Annotated in this window: 19 protein-coding genes and 1 pseudogene; 7 read left to right on the forward strand and 13 right to left on the reverse strand. The window is 72.1% G+C overall.

Features of this window, described 5'->3' with window-relative positions; genetic code table 11:
- The first annotated feature begins 164 nt into the window (after positions 1 to 164).
- Both IE247_RS08295 and IE247_RS08300 read left to right on the forward strand, forming a co-directional pair.
- Positions 165 to 1160, forward strand: coding sequence for an acyl-CoA desaturase (locus tag IE247_RS08295; protein WP_190122299.1), 996 nt, complete (start codon positions 165 to 167; stop codon positions 1158 to 1160).
- Complete coding sequence (locus IE247_RS08300) at positions 1157 to 1843, forward strand: TetR/AcrR family transcriptional regulator (protein WP_190122300.1); 687 nt, start codon at positions 1157 to 1159, stop codon at positions 1841 to 1843. The genes IE247_RS08295 and IE247_RS08300 overlap by 4 nt, the downstream gene beginning before the upstream one ends.
- Positions 1844 to 1884: 41 nt before the next feature.
- Here IE247_RS08300 and IE247_RS08305 read toward each other — a convergent pair whose 3' ends face one another.
- The gene (locus IE247_RS08305; RefSeq protein ID WP_190122301.1) at positions 1885 to 2739 is read right to left on the reverse strand and encodes a trans-aconitate 2-methyltransferase; all 855 of its coding nucleotides are present in this window, start codon (positions 2737 to 2739) and stop codon (positions 1885 to 1887) included.
- A 73-nt stretch (positions 2740 to 2812) separates the two neighbouring features.
- Between IE247_RS08305 and IE247_RS08310 the strand changes: the two genes are divergently transcribed.
- Complete coding sequence (locus tag IE247_RS08310) at positions 2813 to 3310, forward strand: MarR family winged helix-turn-helix transcriptional regulator (RefSeq protein ID WP_190122302.1); 498 nt, start codon at positions 2813 to 2815, stop codon at positions 3308 to 3310.
- Here the strand turns inward: IE247_RS08310 and IE247_RS08315 are convergent.
- The 9 genes from IE247_RS08315 to IE247_RS08355 form a co-directional block, all read right to left on the reverse strand.
- The gene (locus tag IE247_RS08315) at positions 3269 to 4048 is read right to left on the reverse strand and encodes a LuxR C-terminal-related transcriptional regulator (protein WP_190122303.1); all 780 of its coding nucleotides are present in this window, start codon (positions 4046 to 4048) and stop codon (positions 3269 to 3271) included. The genes IE247_RS08310 and IE247_RS08315 overlap by 42 nt on opposite strands.
- 327 nt (positions 4049 to 4375) lie before the next feature.
- On the reverse strand, positions 4376 to 5509 hold the full coding sequence (galK, locus tag IE247_RS08320; RefSeq protein ID WP_190122304.1) for a galactokinase: 1134 nt from the start codon (positions 5507 to 5509) through the stop codon (positions 4376 to 4378).
- Positions 5506 to 6489, reverse strand: coding sequence for a UDP-glucose 4-epimerase GalE (gene galE, locus IE247_RS08325; protein ID WP_190122305.1), 984 nt, complete (start codon positions 6487 to 6489; stop codon positions 5506 to 5508). Before galE ends, galK begins: the two co-directional genes overlap by 4 nt.
- Positions 6486 to 7535, reverse strand: coding sequence for a galactose-1-phosphate uridylyltransferase (galT, locus tag IE247_RS08330; RefSeq protein ID WP_190122306.1), 1050 nt, complete (start codon positions 7533 to 7535; stop codon positions 6486 to 6488). Before galT ends, galE begins: the two co-directional genes overlap by 4 nt.
- A gap of 450 nt (positions 7536 to 7985) precedes the next feature.
- Positions 7986 to 8660 (reverse strand): helix-turn-helix transcriptional regulator, encoded by a 675-nt coding sequence (locus IE247_RS08335; RefSeq protein ID WP_190122307.1) that lies wholly within the window; start codon positions 8658 to 8660, stop codon positions 7986 to 7988.
- Positions 8661 to 8922: 262 nt separating this feature from the next.
- A complete protein-coding gene (locus IE247_RS08340; RefSeq protein ID WP_190122308.1) occupies positions 8923 to 10590 on the reverse strand; it encodes an outer membrane protein assembly factor BamB family protein in 1668 nt (555 codons plus the stop codon).
- Between the two features lie 64 nt (positions 10591 to 10654).
- Positions 10655 to 12643 (reverse strand): outer membrane protein assembly factor BamB family protein, encoded by a 1989-nt coding sequence (locus IE247_RS08345; RefSeq protein WP_190122309.1) that lies wholly within the window; start codon positions 12641 to 12643, stop codon positions 10655 to 10657.
- 271 nt (positions 12644 to 12914) lie between these two features.
- A complete protein-coding gene (locus IE247_RS08350) occupies positions 12915 to 13955 on the reverse strand; it encodes a methyltransferase (RefSeq protein ID WP_190122310.1) in 1041 nt (346 codons plus the stop codon).
- Between the two features lie 92 nt (positions 13956 to 14047).
- On the reverse strand, positions 14048 to 14794 hold the full coding sequence (locus tag IE247_RS08355) for a MerR family transcriptional regulator (protein WP_190122311.1): 747 nt from the start codon (positions 14792 to 14794) through the stop codon (positions 14048 to 14050).
- Positions 14795 to 14872: 78 nt separating this feature from the next.
- Between IE247_RS08355 and IE247_RS08360 the strand changes: the two genes are divergently transcribed.
- The gene (locus IE247_RS08360) at positions 14873 to 16057 is read left to right on the forward strand and encodes an erythromycin esterase family protein (RefSeq protein ID WP_190122312.1); all 1185 of its coding nucleotides are present in this window, start codon (positions 14873 to 14875) and stop codon (positions 16055 to 16057) included.
- A 3-nt stretch (positions 16058 to 16060) separates the two neighbouring features.
- Here the strand turns inward: IE247_RS08360 and IE247_RS08365 are convergent, their stop codons facing one another.
- Positions 16061 to 16762: a maleylpyruvate isomerase mycothiol-dependent enzyme family protein gene (locus IE247_RS08365; RefSeq protein WP_190122313.1), complete on the reverse strand. Its 702-nt coding sequence runs from the start codon at positions 16760 to 16762 to the stop codon at positions 16061 to 16063.
- Between the two features lie 105 nt (positions 16763 to 16867).
- On the opposite strand from IE247_RS08365, the gene IE247_RS08370 reads away from it, so the two are divergent.
- Complete coding sequence (locus IE247_RS08370) at positions 16868 to 17425, forward strand: heme-binding beta-barrel domain-containing protein (RefSeq protein ID WP_190122314.1); 558 nt, start codon at positions 16868 to 16870, stop codon at positions 17423 to 17425.
- A 15-nt stretch (positions 17426 to 17440) separates the two neighbouring features.
- On the opposite strand, the gene IE247_RS08375 is transcribed toward IE247_RS08370, so the two are convergent.
- The gene (locus tag IE247_RS08375) at positions 17441 to 18583 is read right to left on the reverse strand and encodes a methyltransferase domain-containing protein (protein ID WP_190122315.1); all 1143 of its coding nucleotides are present in this window, start codon (positions 18581 to 18583) and stop codon (positions 17441 to 17443) included.
- A gap of 536 nt (positions 18584 to 19119) precedes the next feature.
- Between IE247_RS08375 and alaS the strand changes: the two genes are divergently transcribed.
- Both alaS and IE247_RS08385 read left to right on the forward strand, forming a co-directional pair.
- Complete coding sequence (alaS, locus tag IE247_RS08380) at positions 19120 to 21801, forward strand: alanine--tRNA ligase (RefSeq protein WP_190122316.1); 2682 nt, start codon at positions 19120 to 19122, stop codon at positions 21799 to 21801.
- Positions 21795 to 22071: pseudogene (locus IE247_RS08385) on the forward strand (N-acetyltransferase); the annotation flags it as partial. The gene alaS and the pseudogene IE247_RS08385, both read left to right, overlap by 7 nt.
- Here the strand turns inward: IE247_RS08385 and IE247_RS08390 are convergent.
- Positions 22072 to 23883 carry an ABC-F family ATP-binding cassette domain-containing protein gene (locus IE247_RS08390; RefSeq protein WP_190122317.1) on the reverse strand — a complete coding sequence of 604 codons (1812 nt, stop codon included), beginning with the start codon at positions 23881 to 23883 and terminating at the stop codon, positions 22072 to 22074. It lies immediately after the preceding pseudogene.
- Between the last annotated feature and the right edge of the window lie 152 nt (positions 23884 to 24035).

Raw genomic sequence — 24035 nt, forward strand, 5'->3', positions numbered from 1 at the left:
CGGACCGCGCTGTCCGACGTGACCCAGGATAGGGGCCCGACTCTCCGGGGTTATCCACAGGGCCCTTGCCGTGGGGCGGCGCGCTGACATACTTACGAAGCCGTAGGTTACGGATCCGTAGCCTGGCGTGGTCATCTCTCTCTCACCCCACAGGGGACCCCACTATGACAACAAGCCCCGAGTTGAAGGACGACGTCCCGGAGTCGGGGGTCGCCGAGCCGGGTGCGGGCGATCTTCCCTTGGCGACGCTCGGCGGTGACAGCAAGCGGTCGATCGAGCAGATCGCCCTGGTGCTGTTCATCGCGGTGCCCTTTCTCGCCCTGATCGCGGCGGTGCCGCTGGCCTGGGGCTGGGGGGTGAGCTGGCTGGACATCGGCCTGCTGGTGGTCATGTATTACATCGGCTGCCACGGGATCACCATCGGTTTCCACCGGTATTTCACGCACGGCTCCTTCAAGGCGAAGCGGCCGCTGCGGATCGCGCTCGCCGTCGCCGGGTCGCTGGCGGTGGAGGGCCCGCTGGTGCGCTGGGTGGCCGACCACCGCAAGCACCACAAGTTCTCGGACGCCGAGGGCGACCCGCACTCGCCGTGGCGGTTCGGCGAGACGGTGCCCGCGCTGATGAAGGGCCTGTGGTGGGCCCATATCGGCTGGATGTTCGACGAGGAGCAGACGCCGCAGCACAAGTACGCCCCGGACCTGATCAAGGACCCGGCGATCCGCCGGATCTCCCGTGACTTCATCTGGTGGACGATTCTGTCGCTGTCGATCCCGCCGATCGTCGGCGGTCTGGTGACGATGTCCTGGTGGGGCGCGTTCACCGCGTTCTTCTGGGGCTCGCTGGTGCGGGTGGCGCTGCTGCACCATGTGACCTGGTCGATCAATTCGATCTGTCACGCGGTCGGCAAGCGGCCCTTCAAGTCGCGCGACCGCTCGGGCAATGTGTGGTGGCTGGCGGTGCTCTCCTGCGGTGAGTCCTGGCACAACCTGCACCACGCGGACCCGACCAGCGCCCGGCACGGTGTGCTGCGCGGCCAGGTGGACTCCAGCGCCCGGCTGATCCGCTGGTTCGAGCAGCTGGGATGGGCCTCGGACGTGCGCTGGCCCAGCTCTTCGAGGATCGAAGCCCGTCGCAGTACCACATCAGCCGACACGGCATGATGGAAGACGTGGCGACCGACGGCAGCAGCAGTAATGGCACGGAGAAGAACCGGACGGGCCGGCGGGCCCGCCGGGTGCGGATGACGGGCGCGCAGCGCCGGGAACAGCTGCTGGACATCGGTCGGGCGCTCTTCGCCGACAAGGGTTTCGAGGGCACCTCGGTGGAGGAGATCGCCGCCAGGGCCGGGGTCTCCAAGCCGGTGGTGTACGAGCACTTCGGCGGCAAGGAGGGGCTCTACGCGGTGGTGGTCGACCGCGAGATGCGCCAGCTGCTGGACATGGTGACGGGCGCGCTCACGGCGGGCCATCCCCGGGGGCTGCTGGAGCAGGCGGCGTTCGCGCTGCTGGACTACATCGAGCGGTATACGGACGGGTTCCGCATTCTGGTGCGGGACTCCCCCGTGGCGCAGTCCACGGGCACTTTCGCCTCGCTGATCAGCGATATCGCCACTCAGGTCGAGGACATCCTCGGCATGGAGTTCAAGAACCGGGGCTTCGACCAGAAGCTGGCGCCGCTGTACGCGCAGGCGCTGGTGGGGATGGTGGCGCTGACCGGTCAGTGGTGGCTGGACGCCCGGCAGCCGAAGAAGGCCGAGGTGGCCGCGCATCTGGTCAATCTCGCGTGGAACGGTCTGGACGGTCTGGAGCCCAAGCCCCGGCTGATAGGCCACCGCAAGAGCTGACGGCCGCCCACCGGCCGGGGCCGAACCGGTCCCGGGACCGGTCAGACGGCTTTTCTGGCCACGGCGAAGATCCTGCGGAACGGGAAGACCGTGCCGTGCGGGCCCGGCGGATAGGCCTCCCTCAGCAGTGCGCGGTACTCGCCGAGGAACGCCTCCAGGGCGGCCGGGTCGCTCTCCAGCGCGGTGAGCACCGGCCGCAGGGTGGTCCCCTTGATCCAGTCCAGTACCGGGTCCTCACCGGTCAGCAGCTGGAGATAGGTGGTCTCCCAGACGTCGACCTCGTCGATCCCGCCGCCCGTCCCGCCGCCGCTCTCTCCGCCGAGCCCGGTCAGCCGGTCCAGATAGACGGCCGGCGCCTCGGTGTACGAGCGGCCCTGGTCGCCGCCGATCCGGTCCCGCCAGCGCGGGGATCCGCACAGCTCCGCCAGGAGGGTGTGGCTGGGGGCGTCGAAGTTCCCCGGGACCTGGAAGGCGAAGATCCCGCCCGGGGCGAGGCCGTCGACCCAGCGGGCGAAGGAGTCGAGATGGCCGGGCACCCAGTGGAAGAGCGCGTTGGAGACGATCACGTCGTACGGCTCGTCCGGGCTCCAGTGGACGGCGTCCGCCGTCTGGAAGCCGAGGCTGCCGCCGCCCGGGGTGGGGCCCGCGTACTGCTTCCCGGCGCGGGCGAGCATCTCCAGGGAGTTGTCGAAGCCGGTGATCAGGGCCGCCGGCCAGCGGTCCGCGAGCAGCGCGGTGACATTGCCCGCGCCACAGCCGAGGTCGGCGATCCGCAGCCGCCGCCCCTCCGGGGCCGGCGGATCGGGGATCCGGGCCAGGAGATCGAGGAACGGGCGGGTGCGGTGTCCGGCATGGCGCAGATACTGCTGCGGATCCCAGATGGGTGTGGAGGGCATGCGGTCATCGTGAGGCAAGAAGTATCTTGACGTCAAGAGACTTCATGTCGAGGGACCCTCTACACTGATCGTCATGGAGGACGAGGTCGATCGACTGGTCGCAGCTTGGCGCCGCGAGCGCCCGGACCTCGACGTGGAACCACTCGAAGTGCTCAGCCGGGTCTCCCGGCTGGCCCGGCATCTGGACCGGGCCCGGCGGCTCGCCTTCTCCGAGCACCAGCTCGAACCATGGGAGTTCGACGTGCTGACCTCGCTGAGGCGCGCGGGCGACCCCTATCAGCTCTCCCCCGGTCAGCTGCTCACCCAGACGCTGGTCACCTCCGGCACCATGACCAACCGGATCGACCGGCTCGCCAAGAAGGGCCTGGTCGAGCGGCTGCCTGACCCCAGCGACCGGCGCGGAGTGCTGGTGCGGCTGACGGCCGAGGGCCAGGACCGCGCGGACCAGGCCCTGGCGGGCCTGCTCTACCAGGAGCGGGCGATCCTCTCGGAGCTGTCCCGGGCCCAGCGCGCCGAGCTGGCCGCCCTGCTACGCCAGCTGACCGCCCCGTTCGACAACACTCCCGGTTAGATCGACCGGGCCGACGCCCGCCCGTCTCGCCAGGGCCACCGCCGCCAGCGTGGAGTGCACCCCGAGCTTGCCCAGCACATTCTGCATATGGGTGCGGACGGTGTGCGGGGAGAGGAAGAGACGCTCGGCGACCGCCTTGCGCCCCAGGCCCGCCACCATGCACCGCAGCACCTCCCGCTCGCGCGGGGTGAGCGACTCCACCAGCCGTTCGCTCTCGGTGCGGTGCTTGCGCGCGGCCGTCAGCTCCCGCAGTACGCCGGTGAGCAGCGCGGGCGGCAGATGCGTCTCGTCCCGCAGCACGCCCCGGATGACGGCGAGCAGCCGTTGCAGCGAGCAGTCCTTGGCGACCCAGCCGGAGGCCCCGGCCTGGAGCGCCAGGGCGGCCCGGCGCGGATCGTCCTTCTCGGCGAGCACCACCGTACGGACGCGCGGCTGGCTCGATCTGACCCCGGCGACCAGGGATATCCCGTCGACGACCGGATCCTCCCCGTCGTCGGAGACGGCGCGGGCGACGGGCGCGCGGGCGCCCGGCGGTGCCGCGTTGCCGCCGAGATCGGCGTCGACGAGCATGACGTCGAAGTTGCGCCCCTCGGCGATCCCCCGCTCCAGACATCGCACGGCGGCGGGACCGCTGCCGGCCGCCGCCACATCGACATCGGGCTCGGCCGCGAGAGCGGCGGCGAGCGATTCGGCGAAGATTCGGTGGTCGTCCACCACCAGGACCCGGATACGGACCACAGACACCCCCTGGCTCGGAGAGCGGACCGACGCGGGTACGCCGCCCGGGAGAGGGAGAACGCCGTTCGTCCGGCCGCCGCCGCACTGTGGCTGAACAACCCGCCCCGGGCGTCGTACCCGATGGTTCTCGCCCCCTGATCAACACCGGCCCCCACCGGTGCTGAGCATCAGCGTACGGGCGGTGGGCGGGAGGGGAAGCCTATTTGCAGAACTGATGGCTCACGGTGTTCACGGTGTGCCAAAAGTTTCACAGTGAGACGGAAATCGACATTGATCGACGGCTCCGAACATGGCGCACCGCCTCGCCGCAGGGGGAACGGCCGCCGGTCAGGAGAGCCGGCGCGCTCCGGCGGCCGGTGCGGCGGCGAAGATTTCCGGTCTGCGAAAACTCGCCTCCGCAAACGCGCGCTCCACCGATCCGGCCACCCGCTCCCGCGCGGACGCCTCCACGAGCGCGATCGCGGAGCCGCCGAACCCGCCTCCGGTCATCCGCGCCCCGAGCGCCCCGGCGGCCAGCGCGGCACGGACCGCGAGATCCAACTCGGGGCAGGAGACCGCGAAGTCGTCGCGGAGCGAGGCATGGCCCTCGGTGAGCAGCGGGCCGATCGCCCGCGCCCGCCCCGCCTCCAGCGCCGCCCGCACCCGCTCCACCCGGCCGTTCTCGGTGACCACGTGCCGGGTCAGGGCGCGCTGTACGGGGTCGGTCAGCCGGGTCAGGGCCCCGGGCAGCTCCTCCTGGGGTATCTCCCGCAGCGAGCCGAGGCCCAGCGCGGCCGCCGCCGACTCGCAGCCGGCCCGGCGCTCCCCGTACGCGCCCGTGCTGTGGGCGTGTTTGACGCCGGTGTCGATCAGCAGCAGGGCGAGTCCGTGCGCCGCCGGGTCGAAGGGGATCTGACGGCGGGAGAGATCGCGGGTGTCGAGGTACAGGGCGTGTCCCTCGGCGCAGCAGGCGGAGGCCGTCTGGTCCATGATCCCGGTGGGCGCGCCCGCGTACGCGTTCTCGGCGCGCCGGCAGATCAGCGCCATCTCCCGCCGTCCCAGCTCCACCCCGTACAGCTCGGTGACCGCGAGCGCGGTGACGACCTCCAGCGCGGCGGAGGAGGAGAGTCCGGCTCCGGCCGGGAGGGTGGACTCGTAGTGGAGGTCCGCGCCGCCCACCCGGTGGCCCGCCTCCCGCAGCGCCCACAGGACGCCCGCCGGGTAGTCGGTCCAGCCGCGCGGGCCCCGGCCGGGGGCGAGGGCGTCGACCCGCAGCTCGACCGGGCCGCCCGGGGTGCCCTGCCCGCCCGGGGCGCCCGGGGCATCGGCGGAGTGCAGCCGGAGGATCCCGTCGTCCCGCCGGGCGGCCGTCGCGACCACCGTCCGCGACAGGGCGAAGGGCATCACGAGCCCGTCGTTGTAGTCGGTGTGCTCGCCGATCAGATTGACCCGGCCGGGGGCCTCCCAGACGCCCTCGCTCACCGGGGGCTCCCGGTGCTCCCGACGCTCCTGGCGCTCCTGGCGAACTCCCAGGCGTCGGCGACGATCCGGGTCAGCTCCGGCCGCCGGGGTCGCCAGCCCAGCCGGTCGCTCGCGGCCTGGGCGGCGGCGACCAGCACCGCCGGGTCGCCCGGGCGGCGGGGGGCGAGCGCCTGCGGCAGGGGGTGGCCGGTGACGTCCCGCACGGTCTCGATGACCTCGCGGACCGAGAAGCCCTGGCCGTTGCCGAGATTGCAGATCAGATGCTCGCCGGTCCGGGCCGCCGCCAGCGCCAGCAGATGCGCCTCGGCGAGGTCGGCGACATGGATGTAGTCGCGTACACAGGTGCCGTCGGGCGTCGGATAGTCGTCCCCGTAGACCGAGATCGACTCGCGCCGGCCGAGGGCGACCTCGAAGAGCAGCGGGATGAGGTGCGACTCGGGCTGGTGGCGCTCGCCCTGGCCGCCGTAGGCCCCGGCCACATTGAAGTAGCGCAGCGAGATCGCGGCCAGTCCGTGGGCCGCCGCCTCCCCGGTGAGCATGTGGTCGACGGCGAGCTTGGTCGCCCCGTAGGGGTTGGTCGGCACGGTCGGGGCGGACTCGGTGACGGGGGCCCGGTCGGGTTCGCCGTAGGTCGCGGCCGTGGAGGAGAAGACCAGGGTGCGCACCTCCGCGTCGCGCATCGCGGCGAGCAGCGCGAGGCTGCCGCCGACATTGTTCTCCCAGTACTTCTCGGGGCGCGCGACGGACTCGCCGACCTGTGAGAAGGCGGCGAAGTGCAGGACCGCGTCATAGCTCGGACAGAGCCATTTCGCGGCGTCGCGCACATCGCCCTCGATGAACTCGGCGGCGGCCGGGACGGACTCGCGGAAGCCGGTGGAGAGATTGTCCAGGACGGTGACCCGGTGGCCCGCCTCCAGCAGATGGAGCGCCACCACACCGCCGATGTATCCGGCCCCGCCGGTCACCAGGTATTTGCTCATTCGCTCGCTGCCTCTCGCAGTCGGGCCGCCGCCGCCTCGGGCGGCACATCGTTGATGAACACGCTCATGCCGGACTCGGAACCCGCGAGAAACTTCAGCTTGCCGGGAGTGCGGCGAATGGTGAAGAGCTCAAGATGGAGGGCGAAGTCCTCCCGTCCGGCCGCCCGGAACGGGGCCTGGTGCCAGGCCGAGACATAGGGGGTGGGCGGGGTGTCCGCGCCGAATATCCGGTCGAAGCGGCGCAGCAGCTCCAGATAGATCCCGGGGAACTCCTCGCGCGCTGCCGCGTCGAGCGCGCGCAGGTCCGGCACCCGCCGCCGGGGGTGCAGATGGACCTCGTACGGCCAGTGCGCGGCGTACGGCACGAAGGCGACCCAGTGGGCGGTGGTGAGGACGATCCGCTCGCCCTCGGCGAGTTCGCGCGCCACGACGTCGTCGAAGAGATTGCGGCCGGTGCGCTCGCGGTGCGCGGCGCCGGTGCGGAGCATCAGCTCGACGCGCGGGGCGACGAAGGGGTACGCGTAGATCTGGCCGTGCGGATGGCCGAGGGTGACGCCGATCTCGGCCCCCCGGTTCTCGAAGCAGAAGACCTGCTCGACCTGGGGCAGCCCGGCGAGCGCGGCGGTCCGGTCGGTCCAGGCGTCGAGCACGAGCGCGGCTCTCTCCTCGCCGAGGTCGGCGAAGGAGGCGTGGTGGTCGGAGGTGAAGGAGACGACCTCGCAGCGGCCGGAGTCCCCGGCGAGGGAGGGGAAGCGGTTCTCGAAGACGACGACGTCGTAGTCGGCGGCCGGGATCTCGGAGAGACGCCCCTCGCGGGAGGGGCAGAGCGGGCACTCCCCGGCCGGCGGCCGGTAGGTGCGGTCCTGGCGGTGGGCGGCGACGGCGACCGCGTCGCCGAGCAGCGGGTCGTGGCGGATCTCGGGTCTGGGTCCGGTGTCGACCGGTGGGAGTGTCCGGCGGTCGACGGCGTCGCGCACGGTGTCGTCGCGGGAGTCGTAATAGAGCAGTTCGCGTCCGTCGGCCAGCCGGGTCGACGTCTTTTTCACGGTGAAGCCCCCTCACCATCCCCAACACAATCAAACACAACAAAGCATGATCCAACAGGAAGCGTCAATGGGTGCAACACATGCGCTTACCTATGACATTCACTCGCATATCCACTGAAAGTGCGGGATTGAGGGGTGCGTGAAGGCGCGCGTCGGCGAAAGGGATTCGCACGGCGGGACGGGGGTGCCGGGCGCGGCCGGTCGCGCCGGGGGCCGCGAAGCCCGGGAAGAGCCGACACGGTGGGGCGCCCCCTGGCCTCCGCCGGGTCCGGCCCGGGCGGTGCGCCTCGGCCCGTGCCCGCAGGGCACAGAGGCCATCGGTGAGCGACGACGACACCGCGGGTTTCCCCGACTCCGCCGGGAGCACTCCGTGCCCGAGGGGCCCGAGGGCGGCAGGGAAGAGCGTGCGCGCCAAGGCACGGCGGGCGGACGGGGCTTCGAAGGCGTGGGCTAGCGCACGGCGACGGTGGCCCGGTCGAGGAGGCCGGTGCGGGCGGCGAGGGCGGCGGCTTCGAGGCGGGAGCCCACGGAGAGCTTCATCAGGACTCGCTGCACATGGGTGCGGGCGGTGCTGGGGGCGATGCCCATGCCCGCCGCGATCAGGCGGGTGTCCTCGCCCTCGGCGACCCGGACCAGCACCTCGACCTCGCGCGGGGTGAGCAGGTGCAGCAGCCGCTGGCCCTCGTCGTCGGGCTGGGCCACCGGGTTGAGCAGTTCCGCGAACGCGCCCTGGAGCAGGGCGGGGGCCACCACGGCCTCGCCCGCCCGCGCCTTCATCATGGCGCGCTCGACGCCCTCGATGCGCTCGTCGTGGCGGACATAGCCGGAGGCGCCTGCGGCGAAGGCCGCGGCGATCCCCCGGGGGCTGGGCACCGGGCCCAGCACCACGACGGCGACCTGGGGCCGCTCGCGTTTGATCTTCACCACCGGGTCGAAGGCCCCCGGTTCGGCCGGGGCGGCCGTGCCCAGCAGACATACCTCCGGCGCTCTGCTGACCACCAGATCGGCCGCGCCCGCGGCCGGCGCGGCCGCGGCGAGCACTCGGTGCCCGCGCAGCTTCAGGGCCGAGGCGAGCGCCTCGGCGAGCAATCGGTGATCGTCGACCACCATGAGCCGTACGCCCATTGAGCAACCCCCATCCCCCGGCAGCGGTGAACCCCGGACCTGCCCCGGCAAGTTACACGCTTGTTCGACTGCGCGCGTCAATATCTCGGCAGAAGTCCCCCACAGTGCCGAATTCTTAGCTGAACAGGGTCCCTTATGACTCGACCATGACCAACACATGACCATGGCCCGGCCTTTCCGAGTGGGGAAAGTCCGGGCCTGGTCGATGCGGTCGAGATTCGGCCGATTCAGCTGAATCCATCGGTTGGGGCGGGCGTTCGATTCAGCCGGTCCGGTAGCCGAGGATCAGGGTCCGGTCGCCGTAGGTGTGCTCGCTGATCAGGGATCCGCTCAGAAACAGCCGTCCGTCCGCGAATCGCATCTCGTCGCCGTCGGCGGTGAAACTCCGCTCCCGGTCGCTGGACTCCTTGTCCCCCGGGTTCTTCATCAGCACCGTCTGCCGGAAGGTGCCGCCGTCGATACTGATCACCTGTCCGCCGGTGTCATATGCCGCCGTCTTGTAGGCGATCAGATTTCCGCCGTCCATCCGCATCGGCAGCAGCAGATGCCGGGCTCCGGCCTCAGTGCGGTCGCTGGTCGGCTTGCCGGTGGCGAGATCGAAGGAGACGATCTCATTGGTGTCCTGGAATCCCGAGGAACTCTCCCGCGCGGCGGTCGGCAGATAGACCCTGCCGTTGCCCACCACGATCTTCTTGCAGTTCTCGACCTCGGTCACCCGGCACTTGGCCTCATAGGCGTCCCGCGCGGCCGGGATCCTGGCGCGCAGCCCGCCCCTCTCGTCCACCGAGAAGAGGTCGGAGAAGCCGGAGGATCCGGCGGTGTCACCGACGTCGGCCGCCACCACCAGGGGTTTGGTCGAGACGACGCTCGCGTACTTCACCGTCTCGGGCATCTTGTACGTGAAGAGGGGGCGGCCGTCCTTCGGGTCGAGCCCCTGGACGGTGACCTGGGGCTCGCCGACCCGGCCGCACTGGCGGACCGCGACGAGCGCGGGCCCGCCCGCGTACCCCCGGTCGTGGCAGCCGTCGGCGGAGGCCTTCGGCTTCCAGCGCACCTTGCCGCTGTTCAGGTCGAAGGCCGCGCCGCCGTTCAGACCGCCCGCGGCGACCGTCGAGCCGCTCTGGGTGACTTCGGCGAAGACGACCTTGGCGTCGCCGCCGGTGGCGCTGGTGACCGAGGTGCGCCAGAGCAGCTTGCCACTGGCAAGGTCGACCACACCGACCTCGGTGCACGGCTGGAAATAGCGCGGCCCGGTGCGCTTGGCGGCCTCGAAGAGGATCGCGGCCTTGCCGTCGGCGGACTGGTGGAGGGAGGAGGCGCAGATCTGGCCGGGGAGGGAGAGCGTCCAGGAGACCGTGCCCCGGTCCGCGTCATGGCCGACGATCGAGTTGAGGCCGGGCTTGACGAAGGTCTTCCCCGCGATCCAGGAGCCCTTGACCGAGGTGATGCTCTTGACCTCGGGCTCGGGGCGGTGGAAGGCGAGCCCGGCGGCGGGGTCGGCGGGAACCTTCTCCGCGCCGGGGCCGTCGGGGGCGCTGCCGCCTTCCTCCTTCCCGCTCTTCCCGCCGTCGTCCTTCTTCTTGTGCCCGCCCGCGCCCGCCGCGGGGCGGGCGGGGTCGTCCCGGTCCCCGAAGGCCGCGTAGGCGATCCCGCCGCCGCCGATCAGCAGCAGCGCACCGGCCACCGCGACGATCGTCCGGGTCCGCCTGCCGGGCTTCTTGGCACCGCCGGAGCCGGAGCCGGGGTGGGGCTGCATGGGCTGCGTCGGATACCCGTACTGCTGCTGCGGGTACTGCTGCTGCGGGTACCCGTAGCCGGGCGGCGGCTGTACGGGCGGGCCGAAGCCTCCCGCGAAACCGGGCGGGGGCTCCTGCGGCGGCCCGAAACCGGGCGGCGGCTGATTCGGCGGGGGCGGGGGCGGTTGCGTCATGGCGTGCGTACCTCGGGGCGGATCGGAGCGGGTGGGGACGAGCAGGGTTCGGAACCCGCCGTGATCACTTGGTGAAGGCCATCATCGTCCTCGTCCGCATCTCCTCCGCGTCGTTGCGGGCGCTGACCCGGCCGCTGGCGATGAAGAACCGGCCGCCGTCGTAGACCATCCGCGAGGAGTAGAAGGTGCTCTCCTCCTGCGCGGTCGCGTCCTGGAGCTTCAGCAGCGCCTTCGGCGCGCCGCCCGACGGCGAGATGGTGGCGAGCATTCCGCCCTTGTCCCAGGTCGGTTCGCGGTAGGCGAGGACGTTCCCGCCCTCCATCCGCAGCGGCATGATGGTGCTGTCACCGCCGGACGGTGTGCGCCAGGTGGGCCGGCCGCTGTCGAGGTCGAAGGCGACGACCTCGTTGGCCCCGCCGGGGCGGGCCGACTGGGTGGCCATGTAGAGGGCGTCGGCATCGGCCGCGACCCCGATGCAGCCCTCCAGGTTCTCGCCCAGGACGACGAACGATCCGCCGCACCTCGGCTGGAACTTGTCCTTGCCGCCCTGGATCCGCGAGCGCTCGGTGCCGTTCGCGTTGAGCGCGACGACACCCCACTTCTTCTCCTTGGACTGCTTGAGCGAGACGACGATCGGGTCGGCGGAGAAGACCTTCTCGACCTCCCAGCCCTCGGGGGCCTTGTAGGTCCACTTCGCCCTGCCGGTGGCGGGGTCGATCTCCTGGAGCTGGTGCTTGGGCTTGTTCCAGTCCGTGGTGGGGCACTGGGTCGCGGCGAGCAGCTTGGGACCGCCCGCGAAGGCGAACGGCTTGCAGCCGCTGACCGGCCCCTTGAAGAGCTGCCTGCCGTCGGCCATCGAGAAGCCGAAGGAGTTGCCGAGTCCGGCGGCTCCGAGGGTGTCGCCGCTGATGGTGAGCGTGAAGTCGGTGAGCGCGTTGAAGCCCTCGCCGGTGCGGAGGGTCTTCTTCCAGCCCGGCTTGCCGGTCTTCAGGTCGATCATCCGGAGGTCGAGGCACTCGGCCCTCTCGGTGTGGCCGTCCTTCACCCCGACGACGATCTTTCCGTCGGGGGAGGGCTCCAGCGTCGCCGAGCAGATCTCGGTGTCGACCGGCACGGTCCACTTCTTCTTGCCGTCGGCGGCGGAGTAGCCGACGATCCGCTTGTACATGGCGCGTACGACGGTGTCCCCGGCGACCCAGGGGCCGAAGGCGTCGACGCCGTTGCGCGGCAGGTCGACATCGTTGGTGGTGACGAACGCGATCTTCGCCTCGCCGTTCTGGCGTCCGGCGTTCAGCTCGCCGTCCCCGTCGCCGTCCGGCCGTTCGCCGGCCTCGGCGCCGGGGTCCTCCTTCTCCGGGTCCGTGCCGGAGGCCGGTCCTTCGGAGGCGGGGTCGGCGGGCCCCGGGCCGTCGCTCTTGCTGACGTTCTTCTTGCGGCTGCCCCCGCTGTCGCCCTCACTGACGACGAAGTAGGTCCCGGCCCCGATGACCAGCAGCGCGGCGGTGGCCGCGCCGATCACCACGGCCGGCTTCCGCTTGAAGAACCCGCCACCGCCGCCGGTGCCGCCGCCGGGCGGGGTGCTGTACGGGGGCTGCCCCTGGTCCTGCCACTGGTAGCCGAGCTGCGGCGCCGGGGGCTGCTGGCCGTACGGGCCGGGCTGCTGCTGCGGGTACTGCTGCTGATATCCGTACGCGGGCTGTGGCTGCTGCTGCGGATAGCCGTACCCCGGCGGCGGGCTCTGCGGGTACGGCTCCGACTGCGGGTACGGCTGCGGCTGCGGCGGGGTCTGCGGCGGTCCCTGGTACGGAGGCATCACCGGCGGGCGCGCGTCCTGCGGCGGTATGTGCGGGCCGCCGTACCGGGGGTCGGCCCGCTGCTCCGGAGCGGGGTCGGCCGCCCAGGGGTTCTGCCGGGGGTCCACCCGGGGATCCGACGGCTGGTCGGGCGGCTGGTCCTGCGGCTGGTCCGGCGGCGTCCACTGGCGCGGATCCGGCTGCCGGTCCTGGGGAGCCCCGAAGCCTCCCGGCGGTTGCTGGCTGGGCGGCTGAGACATCGCGCGTCCCCTTTCCTACGATCCCCCGCCCGAACCGTTCTCCCCCGCGTTCCGGCGGGCACCTCGGAGCGGGTGCCACGGCCCGGAAAGGAGCGTTTTCGGACAGGGTCCCGTGTATTCACGACACTGAGCGGGGCTTCTTTCTATCACCCGAACGGCCCCCGCCCCGGCCCGGTCCACGGCTGTACCCAAGGGCGAACCGAGCCGTCATCCCCCTGTTACGAGAGTGCTCACCGTATGAATCCGGCTACGGGGCCTGCGCTGAATCCGGTCAGGCGGCGACCGCTTCGACCACGCTGAGCACGGCCGGAGTGGGCACGACACGCGTCAGCCGCAGCCCGGCCCCGGCGAAGAGTTCGCGGAACTCCTCCCGGGTGCGTTCCCGGCCCGTCAGCGACGCCATCATCAGCAGATCCAGGGTCTTCCCCTGATGCGGCCGCCCGTCGGACACCAGCACGGCGTCGACCACCAGCACCCGCCCGCCCGGCGCGAGGGCCCGGCGGCAGTTGCTCAGCACCCGCACGCACTCCTCGTCGCTCCAGTCGTGCAGGATGCGCTTGAGGACGAGGAAGTCACCGGACGGCACCTCCTCGAAGAAGTCGCCCTCCTCGGTGCTCCAGCGTCCCGTGAGGTCCGTGTGCGCGCCGAGACCGTGGCCCGCGAGGACGTGTCCGCGGTCGTAGAGAGTGCCGGTCAGACCCTTGCCGCAGCGCAGTGCGGCGGCGAGGAACCCGCCCTGGCCTCCGCCGATGTCCACGACGGCACCGGGGCCGGTTTCGGGGAAGCCGTAGGCGTCGGCGATCGGCCGGTCCTCGGCCGAGGACATGGCGGCCATGCCGTCGTGGAAGACGGCCGCCGTCGCGGCGTCCTGGGCGAAGTGGTCGAAGAAGGACCGGCCGAAGACGTCCGTGAACGCCGACCCGCCGGTCCTCAGACAGTGGTCGAGCCGCCCGGCCGGCTCCCAGAAGGTGCGGTCGGTGAGCATCAGCACGGCGTCGCGCAGCGACCCCGGGACATCGCCGCGCAGCATGCCGCCCGCCTCGGTCAGGGCGAACCGGCCCTCGGGGTCCTCGGTGAACACCTCGCGGGTGGCGAGGAGCCGCAGCACCCGGTAGAGGCTGCCCTCGTCCAGGCCGGTGGCGGCGGCCAGTTCACCCGCGGTGCGCGGCCCGTGCGCGAGACGGTCGGCCACTCCGCACGCGGCGACGGCGCGCAGCGCGGCCGACACCGCGTAACCGATCGCCTCGTCGAGCAGGCGCGCCCCGACCACCGCCCGCCGTCCGTCCTGCCCGTCCTGCCCGTCCTGTGCCATCGAGCCTCCCCGGTCTCCGTCGAACACATCCGCATCCAGGTATTCCACGGCCAGCCGCGGGGCACTCCGCGAGCCCGGAGCATGACGCGAAATCAGCGCGGCGGCTGACGGCCGACATCGGAGGTCGGGGCCTGTCCCAGACAGGCGTCGAGCGCGGCCGCGCCCGCCAGCATCGCCAGGCCGCGCGCCGTCAGCCGGTCGCGCCACTCCCGCAGCGCCGACCGCAGCGGCTCCGGCCCGCCCGCCGTCCGTACCCGCTCCAGCACCAGGGCGATCCGCTCCAGCCCGTACCCGCCCCGGCGGAGCTGGTGGGCGAGGAGTACATCGCGTACATCGGCGGAGGTGTAGACGCGGTAGCCGGTGCGCGGATCGCGCCGGGGTACGACCAGCCCGGCCCGCTCCCAGGCGCGCAGGGTCGCGGGGCGGAGGCCGAGCCGGTGCGCGAGCGGGCCGATGAACACCGCGCCGGTCTCCGGCCCGTCCGGCTCCGGCTCCGGCTCCGGCCCGTCCGCCGGTTCGAGGTCGCGCAGCGCCTGCTCCACGGCCGCGAGCGTGTCCCGGTCGCCGGCCAGCTGTGCGTGGCTCTCGTCGATGAGCCGCAGCGCGTCCTCGACAGCGCCGCCGTGCACGGCCCGCATGACCGCCGCGGCGGTCGCGTGGCCGTGCGCGGGGACCAGCGCCAGGAAGGCCCGCAGGGCCGTCGCGTGGCGCGGACCGTAGACGCGGTAGCCGCTCGGGGTGCGCCCGGCGGGCGGCAGGATCCCCGCCTCCTCGTAGTTGCGCACCGCCTGGGTGGACAGTCCGTGCTCACGCGCCAGATCGATGGGCCTCAACGGCACTTTGAAGGTTCACCTCTGTCCAGCGGCCATAAATGGCGGAAAAGTTTACACCGAGGCTTCAACGATACGGTTGAAGTCATGACGGACCTGATCCAGGACGCCGCCCTTGCCTTCACCGGCGACGCCCTCACCTCGCTCCTGTCCCCCTCCATCCGGCTGCTCGGCCTCGGCGAGCCCACCCATGGCGTCGAAGCCTTCCCCGAACTGCGCAACGAGCTGTTCCGCCACCTCGTGGAGCACGAGGGCTACCGCTCGATCGCCCTGGAGAGCGACTGTCTGTCGGCCCTGACCGCCGACGCGTACGTCGCCGACGGCACCGGGACCCTCGACGCGGCGATGAGCGGCGGCTTCAGCCACGGCTTCGGCTCCTCGCCCGCCAACCGCGAACTCCTGCGCTGGATGCGCGCCCACAACGAGGGGCGTCCCGCCCACGACCGGCTCCGCTTCTACGGCGTCGACGGCCCCCTGGAGACATCCGGCGCCGCGAGCCCCCGCCCGGCCCTGACCGCGCTGTACGACTGCCTCGCCGGCCGTCTCGAACTGCCCTGGAGCCGTGAGCGCCTCGACGAGCTGCTCGGACCCGACGACCGCTGGAGCGATCCGGCCGCCATGTACGACCCCGTCCACTCCGTCGGCCGTACCCCCGAGGCCCGGGAGCTGCGCCTGATCGCCGACGATCTGGGCGCGCTGCTCACCGCCCACACTCCCCCGCTGACGGCAACCGCCTCCCCGGACGGCTTCTGGCGCGCCGGGCTGCACGCCCGCACCGCCGCCGGACTGCTGCGCTATCACGCGGCCATGGCCGACGCCACGCCCACCCGTTTCGACGCCCTCCTCGGGCTGCGTGCCTCAATGATGGCGGACAACCTCGACGCGATCGTCCGCCGCGAGGCCCGCCGCGGCCCCACCCTCGCCTTCACGCACAACAGCCATCTCCAGCGCGACATCAGCGGCATGCGGTTCGGCGACCGGGCGGTCCGGTGGTGGAGCGCCGGTGCCATCATCGGCTCCCGTCTCGGCGACCAGTACGCCTTCGCCGCCTCCGCCTTCGGCACCCGGGGCGCCGACGTGCCCGCCCCCGACACCCTCGAAGGCCTCCTCTCGACCCTCCCCCACCCCCGTACCGTCATCGCCCCCGCCCGGCTGCGCCCCGCCCTCACCCGGGCGCCGGTCCCCCGGATCCCGGCCGACCACACGTACTTCTCCCTCGATCCGGCCACCGTCGACCAGCTCGACGCGATCGTCTTCGTCAAGGAGATCTGAGCGCTACCTGCGGGGGCTGCCGTCCCAGCGCCAGGTGGTCAGGCGGGCGCGGCCGGGCAGTTCGGCGCGGCCGGTGGCCCACAGCAGGATGGTCCAGGGGTCCGTGCGGTCCGTGCGGTCCGTGCGGTCCGTGGGATCCGTGCGGTCCGTCGGGTCCGGGGCGTTCGGGAACAGCCGGGCGAGCACCCGTGAGCAGAGATCCGCGGGCGGGTGCCAGGCGAGCCCGAGCCCCTGGGCCAGGTCGTGGGTGTGCACCAGTGCCTCCACGATGCCCATCGCGGCGAAACCCTCGGCGTCGGAGGCGCCGAAGACATGATGGGCGCGGACCCGCGGGGGTGTGGTGCGCACCATCGCGACCAGCAGCGCGCCGCTCGCCTCCAGCACCCGCAGCAGCCCGGCGGGCCCCGCCGCGCGGTCCGCGCGGATGGCCAGCGAGGGGCCGCCGGGCCGGTGGCGTTCGAAGACGAAGGGCACATCGTCGTCCATGGGCGGTGTGCTGGGGCCCAGTTGCACGGCGTAGGCGAAGAAGTCGTCGCTGAGGTGCTCGACGGTCTCCCAGCGGTCCCACTCCAGCGTGCCCGCCTTCGCGTCCCACGCGGCCGGGGGCACTTCTTGAAGGGCGGTCAGGGCCAGTCGTACGGCGAGGTCGAGGTCGTCCGCGGTGACGGGGGAGGGGGAGAGGCCGGGCTCGGCTGATCGGGACATGGCAGGACCGTATCCCGGCGACGGTCCGGCTCCGGCTCGGCGACGGCCCGTGATCGCGGCAGTAGCCTGCCGTCTGACACCGGCCCCGACCCAGGAGCGCGCACCGTGTTCGAACCGCCCGAGACCCCTCCGTACCCCGATGCCTTCCGGCCGGACGAAACCCCTGCTCCACACCCTCTGCTCGCGCCGGTGACCGGGCTTCTCGGCTCCTGGGCCGGCCGGGGACGCGGCGAGTACCCCACGCTCGACGAGGAGTTCGCCTATGCCCAGCAGGTCACCTTCAGCCATGACGGGCGGCCCTTCCTCCACTACGAGGCCCGCGCCTGGCTGCTCGGCCCGGACGGCGCGCCGCTGCGGCCGTCGGCCCGGGAGAGCGGGTGGTGGCGGCTCCAGCCCGACGGGCGGGTGGAGGCCCTGATCACCCAGCCCACCGGCATCGCCGAGATCTCGGTCGGCCGCGCCGCCGACGGCGTGGTCGACCTCGCCACCCACGAGGTGGCCCTCGCCCCCACCGCCAAGAAGGTCGACGCCACCCGCCGCCGCTACACCCTGACCGACGGGGACACCCTCGACTTCGTCCACGACCTCGCGGCCGTCGGCCAACCGCTGCTGCACCATCTCTCGGCACGGCTGAGGCGACGCGGGGACGGAGCCGTGCCGTAGACACGTCTCGGCCGGTCAGTCGGCTTCCGGCGGGGCAAGGTCCCAACGGGGTCCCGTGTCCGCGTTCTTGGCCCAGGCGTATTGGCGGTCGGGTTCGACGGTGAGGCCGTAGTCGAAGCGGCTCGGCGTGCCGAGCCGGGTCCAGGTCTCCCACGCATGGTCGAGTTCGTCGGCGAGGCGGCGGGGGCCGCCCTGGTGGGCGAGGGTGGTGGCGTCGGGGAGCGCGGAGAGCATGGCCCAGGAGGAGATGCCGTCGTGAAGCCATGCGTTGAGGCCGTCCGCGTCGGGGGCGACGGTGAAGCGGAGCTCGGGAAGGGCGACGCGGAGGGCGAAGACGAGGTCCCAGTCGTCGCGGAGCGGGGTGAGGTCCCGCTTCCAGGGCGACTCGCTCTCCTGGGGCGAGCGGGCGCGGACCGTGGTGAAGTCCGCCTCGACGGTGGCGCGGGCGGTGGCGGTGGCACGGGCGGGCATGAACTGGGCCAGGCCCTGGATCCAGCCGCCGGCCGAGCGCCCGTCGGCGGCGACGGTGAGGGCGACATGTCCGAGCCGCCCCCAGGGGGTGACGATCCGCCCGCCGGGCACGGTCTGCGCGACCCATGACCAGGGGACGCGATCCACCGCGTAGGTGGCGATGACCCGGTCGTAGGGCGCGTACTCGGGTACGCCCCGCGCCCCGTCGCCGACGTGGGTCCGTACACCGGGGGCATGGGCCGCGAGCCGGGCGCGGGCCGCTTCGGCCAGGGAGGCGTCCACGTCCACTGTGGTGACGGGACCGGCGCGGCGGGAGGCGAGGGCCGCGTTCCAGCCGGTTCCGGTGCCGAGTTCCAGGAGACGCTGACCGGGTTCCGGCCGAAGGGAGTCGAGCATGTCCACCACGATGGCCTGGCAGGAGAGGCTGGAGGTGGCGACTCCCCCGGTGACCTGGGTGACGGCGGCGGCGTCGGGATCCCCGTACAGCTCGTCCGCCCATCCCTCCGGATCCGTCCCCCGGTCCACGGGCACGTACGCCGTCCCGTCCCAGCGCCACAGCCGGTCCGGGGCGAACAGGTCGCGGGGCAGTCGGTCCACGGCCTCACGGATCCACGGCGACCGCGCCGGCCAATCGCCCCGCTGCTCCATCGACCGGGCGAGACGGCGGCGGCCGGCGAGGTGGCTCATCTACTTCTTGCGCTTTCCGTCCGAGGGCGGCTGGGGCGGTACCTGCCCGTCCGTGTTCCCCGGCGGCGGCTTCCCCTTGGACAGGTCTGCGGGCGGCTTCTCGTGCTTGCCCATGGAACGTCCTCCTCACCGGTCCGTCGTTCCGGCCAGAGTGGTGCAAGAGGGCTGATCGGACCAGACGCCTCGGCAGCGGACATGGCCAGAACACCGCGCCTCAATAGGTACAGGTGTCCATTTCCGGCTGTCTCCGGCCTTCCGGCAGTCAGGAAGATCGACCAGATCGCGGCGGCAAAACGGCGGGCGCTCTCGACGCGGGACCCGTTACAGTCGACGGTGTGGCGGCCTCCGACCTTTGGGGTCCGCCCGTATCGTCACTGATGCGATCGATGGATCTGGAGTCATGGTGCACACCGTGGGGGCGCGAGCTATCTGCGTCGAGCCGGAGAACTGAGAACTTTCTCAGTCCCTGTTCTCGGCCCGGCTCGGCGTGTGATCGACCCCCACCTTCCATGACTCTTCAGTGAGGCCACGCCGCCATGCGCTCGACGCGGATCCGTCAGACGTTCACCGACTTCTTCGTCTCCCGCGGGCATCAGCCCGTCCCGTCCAGTTCGCTGATCCCGGACGATCCCACCCTGTTGCTGGCGAATGCCGGGATGAACCAGTTCAAGCCCTATCTCCTGGGTGAGACCGCCCCGCCGTTCCCCCGGGCCACCAGCATTCAGAAATGCGCGCGGACCTCGGACATCGACCAGGTGGGCCGTACGAATCGGCATGCGACGTTCTTCGAGATGATGGGGAACTTCTCCTTCGGCGACTACTTCAAGGAGGACGCCGCGGCCTTCGCCTGGGAGCTCATGACCGAGGGGTACGGGCTGGAGAAGGAGCGGCTCTGGATCACCGTTTTCGAGGACGACGACGAGGCCGAGCGGATCTGGCGGCGCATCGGTGTCCCGGCGGGGAGGATCCAGCGGCTGGGGATGGAGGACAACTACTGGTCGATGGGGGTGCCGGGGCCGAGTGGGCCGTCGTCGGAGATCAGTTACGACCGGGGTCCGGGGTTTGGGGAAGAGGGCGGGCCGGCCGTCGACGGGGAGCGGTACATCGAGCTGTGGAACCTGGTCTTCATGCAGACCGTGCGGGGTGAGGGCCCGGCGAAGAAGGACTATCCGATCGTCGGGGAGCTGCCGAGCAGGAGTATCGACACCGGGCTCGGGCTGGACCGGCTGGCCGCGGTCCTTCAGGGGGCCGAGAACGTCTGCACGACGGATCTGCTGCTGCCCACCCTGAACACGGTCCAGGAGCTGGCCGGCCGGGAGTACCCCGGTGAGGGGGAGGAGAAGGTGTCCTTCCAGGTGGTCGCCGAGCATGCCCGGTCCGCCGCCTTCCTCATCGCGGACGGGGTGCTGCCGGCCAAGGACGGGCGGGGGTACATTCTGCGGCGGCTGATGCGGCGGGCGGTGCGCCATGCCCGGCTGCTCGGTATCACCGGGCCCGTGCTGCCCGCCGCGACCGCGAGCGTGGTCGCCAATCTGGGGGACGTCTGGCCGGAGCTGACCGGGCGGGCCGGTCTGATCGAGCAGGTCGTGACCGCCGAGGAGGAGTCGTTCGCCCGGACTCTGGCCCAGGGCACCCGGCTGCTGGACGCCGCGATCACCCGTACCCGCGAGGGCCGGTCGGTGACCCTGGCCGGTGAGACGGCCTTCGAGCTGGCCGACACCTACGGCTTCCCGCTGGAGCTGACCGTCGAGGCCGCCCGGGACGCGGGGCTCACGGTCGACGAGGATCGCTTCGGGACCCTGCTCGACGAGCAGAGGCGCCGGGCGAAGACGGGCGGGAAGGCGAAGACGGCCGAGGCTCTGAAGAGGCTGGAGGCCTACCGCGAGCTGGCCGCGCGGGTCCCCCGGACCGAGTTCGTCGGCTATGACAGCCTGATCGCCGAGACGACGGTCACCGGGCTCATCACGGGCGGCGTCCCGGGCGGCGTCGCCGCCGAGGGGGACGAGGTGGGGCTCGTACTGGACCGCTCGCCGTTCTACGCCGAGGCCGGGGGCCAGATCGGGGACACCGGGACCCTGACCATGGGCGACGGGACCGTCGTCGAGGTCACGGACACCCGCTACGGCCTGGAGGGCTTCCGTGTCCACACCGCGCGCGTCCTCCGGGGGGAGGTCCGCGCCGGGGCGGTCGGCGAGGCCCGGGTGGACGCCGGGCGGCGGGCCGGTCTGACGCGTTCGCACTCCGCCACCCACATCCTGCACGCCGTCGTGCTGGCCACCCTCGGCGACCACGCCCGCCAGCAGGGCTCTCTCGTCGAACCCGACCGGCTCCGCTTCGACTTCGCGCACTTCGCCGCTCTCACCCCGGACCAGCTCGCGCGGATCGAGTCGGCGGTCAACGGGCATGTCCTGGACGACCCCGAGGTGCGCGCCTGGTTTGCCGACCGCGCCGAGGCCGAGGCCGCCGGGGCGATCGCCCTGTTCGGGGAGAAGTACGGGGAGACCGTACGGATCGTCGACATCGGCGACTTCTCCCGTGAGCTGTGCGGCGGCACCCATGTCGCCCACGGCTCCCAGGTCGGCACCTTCCGGCTGCTCGGCGAGTCGTCCATCGGCTCCAACCTCCGCCGCGTCGAAGCGCTCACCGGCCACGGCGCGCTGCGGCACCAGGACACCGAACGCCGGCTGCTGAACGAACTGGCGCGGCTCGTCGGGACCCGCCCGGCCGAAGCCCCCGGGGCCCTGCGCAAGCGCCTCGACGCCCTCGCCGACGCCCAGCGGCAGCTTTCCCGGCACCGGGCCGAGGAGCTGCGGGAGCGCGCCGGGCAGCTCGCGGGCCGGGCCCGTACCGCCGGTCGCGGGCGGCTGGTCGTCCAGCGGGTCACCGGCGTCACCGGCGTCACCCCGGACGAGCTGCGCACTCTGGCCTCCGAGGCCCTCACCCGCCTCGGCGAAGGCCCGGCCGCCGTGATCCTGGGAGCCGAACACGAAGGCAAGGCCCTCCTCGCCGCCGCGGTCTCCCCCGGCCTCCACCGGTCCGGCGTCCAGGCCGCCCAGCTCCTCACCGGCGCGGCCCGCGCCGTCGGCGGCGGCTCCGGCGGGCGCGGCCCGCTGGCCGCCGCCGGAGGCCGCCGCCCCGAGGGACTCGCCCAGGCCCTGGACATCGCCGCGCGGGAAGCCACCCGGCTGCTCGGCGACAGCGACAGCGACAGCGGCTGACCGCCAAGCATCTGGAGGTGGGCGAGTCCATCCAGGAGTACGCCTTCCGCACCCGCCCGGACGGGCTGCCGTACGACCGGTCCACGCCCGGCCCGGGGGCGTCGTGGAAGCGGTGGCACCGGCGTCGATGACGCTACCGGGGACCCTGGACCAGTGGCGCGAGTGGCCCGGGTGGAGGTCCCCGGTGCGCTGGTGCCGGTGCACTGCGAGCCCGAGCGGGGGTACGCGGTGTACGCGGAGCCGAATGTATGGGTGCGCCACACCCTTTGATCAGGAGTCTTCGGCCAGCTCCAGCCAGCGCATCTCCAGCTCCTCGCGCTCGGTGATCAAGCCACGCAGCTCCGCGTCGAGCTTCGCGACCTTGGCGAAGTCGGTGGCGTTCTCGGCGATCCGGTCGTGAAGCCCGGTCTCCTTGGCGGAGATCTTGTCGAGCTGGCGCTCGATGCGGGACAGCTCCTTCTGCGCGGCGCGGGACTCGCCCGCCGACTTGGTCTTGGTGGCGCCGGTCGGCTCGGCGGGCCTGGCGGGGGCCGGGGCCGCCGACTCGATCATGGCGCGGCGGCGTTCGAGGTACTCGTCGATGCCGCGCGGGAGCATCCGGAGGGTGGAGTCGCCGAGGAGGGCGAAGGTCCGGTCGGTGGTGCGCTCGATGAAGAAGCGGTCGTGGGAGATGACGACCATGGAGCCGGGCCAGCCGTCGAGGAGGTCTTCGAGCTGGGTGAGGGTCTCGATGTCGAGATCGTTGGTGGGCTCGTCGAGGAAGAGGACATTGGGCTCGTCCATCAGCAGCCGCAGGATCTGAAGGCGGCGGCGCTCACCGCCGGAGAGGTCGGAGAGCGGGGTCCACTGCTTCTCCTTGCCGAAGCCGAACTGCTCGCAGAGCTGGCCGGCGGTCATCTCGCGGCCCTTGCCGAGATCGACGCGGTCGCGGATCTGCTGGACGGCCTCCAGGACGCGGAGGGAGCCGGGCAGCTCGGTGACGTCCTGGGAGAGATAGGCGAGCCTGACGGTCTTGCCGACGACGATCCGTCCGGCGGCGGGCTGGATCTCGCCGCCGCTGCGGGCGGCCTCGGCGAGGGCGCGGAGCAGGGAGGTCTTGCCCGCGCCGTTGACGCCGACGAGACCGATGCGGTCGCCGGGGCCGAGCTGCCAGGTCAGATGCTTGAGGAGGACCTTGGGCCCGGCCTGGACGGTGACGTCCTCGGCGTCGAAGACGGTCTTGCCGAGGCGGGCGTTGGCGAACTTCATCAGCTCGCTGGTGTCGCGCGGCGGCGGCACGTCGGCGATCAGCTCATTGGCCGCCTCGATGCGGTAGCGGGGCTTGGAGGTACGGGCGGGAGCGCCGCGCCGGAGCCAGGCCAGCTCCTTGCGCATGAGGTTCTGGCGCTTGGCCTCCTCGGTGGCCGCGATGCGCTCGCGCTCGGCGCGGGCGAAGACGTAGTCGCTGTAGCCGCCCTCGTACTCGTAGACCGAACCGCGCTGGACGTCCCACATCCGGGTGCAGACCTGGTCCAGGAACCACCGGTCGTGGGTGACGCAGACGAGCGCGGAGCGGCGGGACCGCAGATGGTCGGCGAGCCAGGCGATGCCCTCGACGTCGAGGTGGTTGGTGGGCTCGTCCAGGACGATCAGGTCCTGGTCGGCGATGAGGAGCTTGGCGAGGGCGATCCGGCGGCGCTCGCCGCCGGAGAGCGGCGCGATCACGGTGTCGAGGCCCTGCGGGAAGCCCGGGAGGTCGAGCCCGCCGAAGAGCCCGGTCAGCACATCGCGGATCTTGGCGTTGCCCGCCCACTCGTGGTCCGCGAGATCGCCGATCACCTCGTGGCGGACGGTCGCCTCGGGGTCGAGCGAGTCGTGCTGGGTGAGGACGCCCAGGTGCAGGCCGCTGTTCTGGGTGACACGGCCCGTGTCGGGGTCCTCCAGCTTCGCCAGCATCCGGATCAGGGTGGTCTTTCCGTCGCCGTTGCGGCCGACCACGCCGATGCGGTCCCCCTCGGAGACGCCGAGGGATACGCCGTCGAGCAGTGCACGGGTCCCGTACACCTTGCTGACAGCCTCGACATTGACCAGATTGACGGCCATTTTTCTCCTGCTCCGGGGGATCGCGGTTCCGGAGGCCAGCGTACGGCGGTGGCGCGCCGTGTGACTCCGGCGACCGAAACCGCTGGTGAGAGGCCGGACGTACACACACGCTCCGGGAGCGGGCGCGTACACAGGGTTTCCCTCTTGAGTCT

The organism is Streptomyces inusitatus, from assembly GCF_014651115.1.
Classification (GTDB): Bacteria; Actinomycetota; Actinomycetes; order Streptomycetales; family Streptomycetaceae; genus Streptomyces; species Streptomyces amakusaensis.

Excerpts from the sequence above, each read along its gene's own strand:
- IE247_RS08295 (WP_190122299.1), top strand. The coding sequence starts at position 165 with ATGACAACAAGCCCCGAGTTGAAGGACGACGTCCCGGAGTCGGGGGTC.
- IE247_RS08300 (WP_190122300.1), top strand. The coding sequence starts at position 1,157 with ATGATGGAAGACGTGGCGACCGACGGCAGCAGCAGTAATGGCACGGAG.
- IE247_RS08305 (WP_190122301.1), bottom strand. The coding sequence starts at position 2,739 with ATGCCCTCCACACCCATCTGGGATCCGCAGCAGTATCTGCGCCATGCC.
- IE247_RS08310 (WP_190122302.1), top strand. The coding sequence starts at position 2,813 with ATGGAGGACGAGGTCGATCGACTGGTCGCAGCTTGGCGCCGCGAGCGC.
- galE (WP_190122305.1), bottom strand. The coding sequence starts at position 6,489 with ATGAGCAAATACCTGGTGACCGGCGGGGCCGGATACATCGGCGGTGTG.
- IE247_RS08335 (WP_190122307.1), bottom strand. The coding sequence starts at position 8,660 with ATGGGCGTACGGCTCATGGTGGTCGACGATCACCGATTGCTCGCCGAG.
- IE247_RS08340 (WP_190122308.1), bottom strand. The coding sequence starts at position 10,590 with ATGACGCAACCGCCCCCGCCCCCGCCGAATCAGCCGCCGCCCGGTTTC.
- IE247_RS08345 (WP_190122309.1), bottom strand. The coding sequence starts at position 12,643 with ATGTCTCAGCCGCCCAGCCAGCAACCGCCGGGAGGCTTCGGGGCTCCC.
- IE247_RS08350 (WP_190122310.1), bottom strand. The coding sequence starts at position 13,955 with ATGGCACAGGACGGGCAGGACGGGCAGGACGGACGGCGGGCGGTGGTC.
- IE247_RS08360 (WP_190122312.1), top strand. The coding sequence starts at position 14,873 with ATGACGGACCTGATCCAGGACGCCGCCCTTGCCTTCACCGGCGACGCC.
- IE247_RS08365 (WP_190122313.1), bottom strand. The coding sequence starts at position 16,762 with ATGTCCCGATCAGCCGAGCCCGGCCTCTCCCCCTCCCCCGTCACCGCG.
- IE247_RS08375 (WP_190122315.1), bottom strand. The coding sequence starts at position 18,583 with ATGAGCCACCTCGCCGGCCGCCGCCGTCTCGCCCGGTCGATGGAGCAG.
- alaS (WP_190122316.1), top strand. The coding sequence starts at position 19,120 with ATGCGCTCGACGCGGATCCGTCAGACGTTCACCGACTTCTTCGTCTCC.
- IE247_RS08390 (WP_190122317.1), bottom strand. The coding sequence starts at position 23,883 with ATGGCCGTCAATCTGGTCAATGTCGAGGCTGTCAGCAAGGTGTACGGG.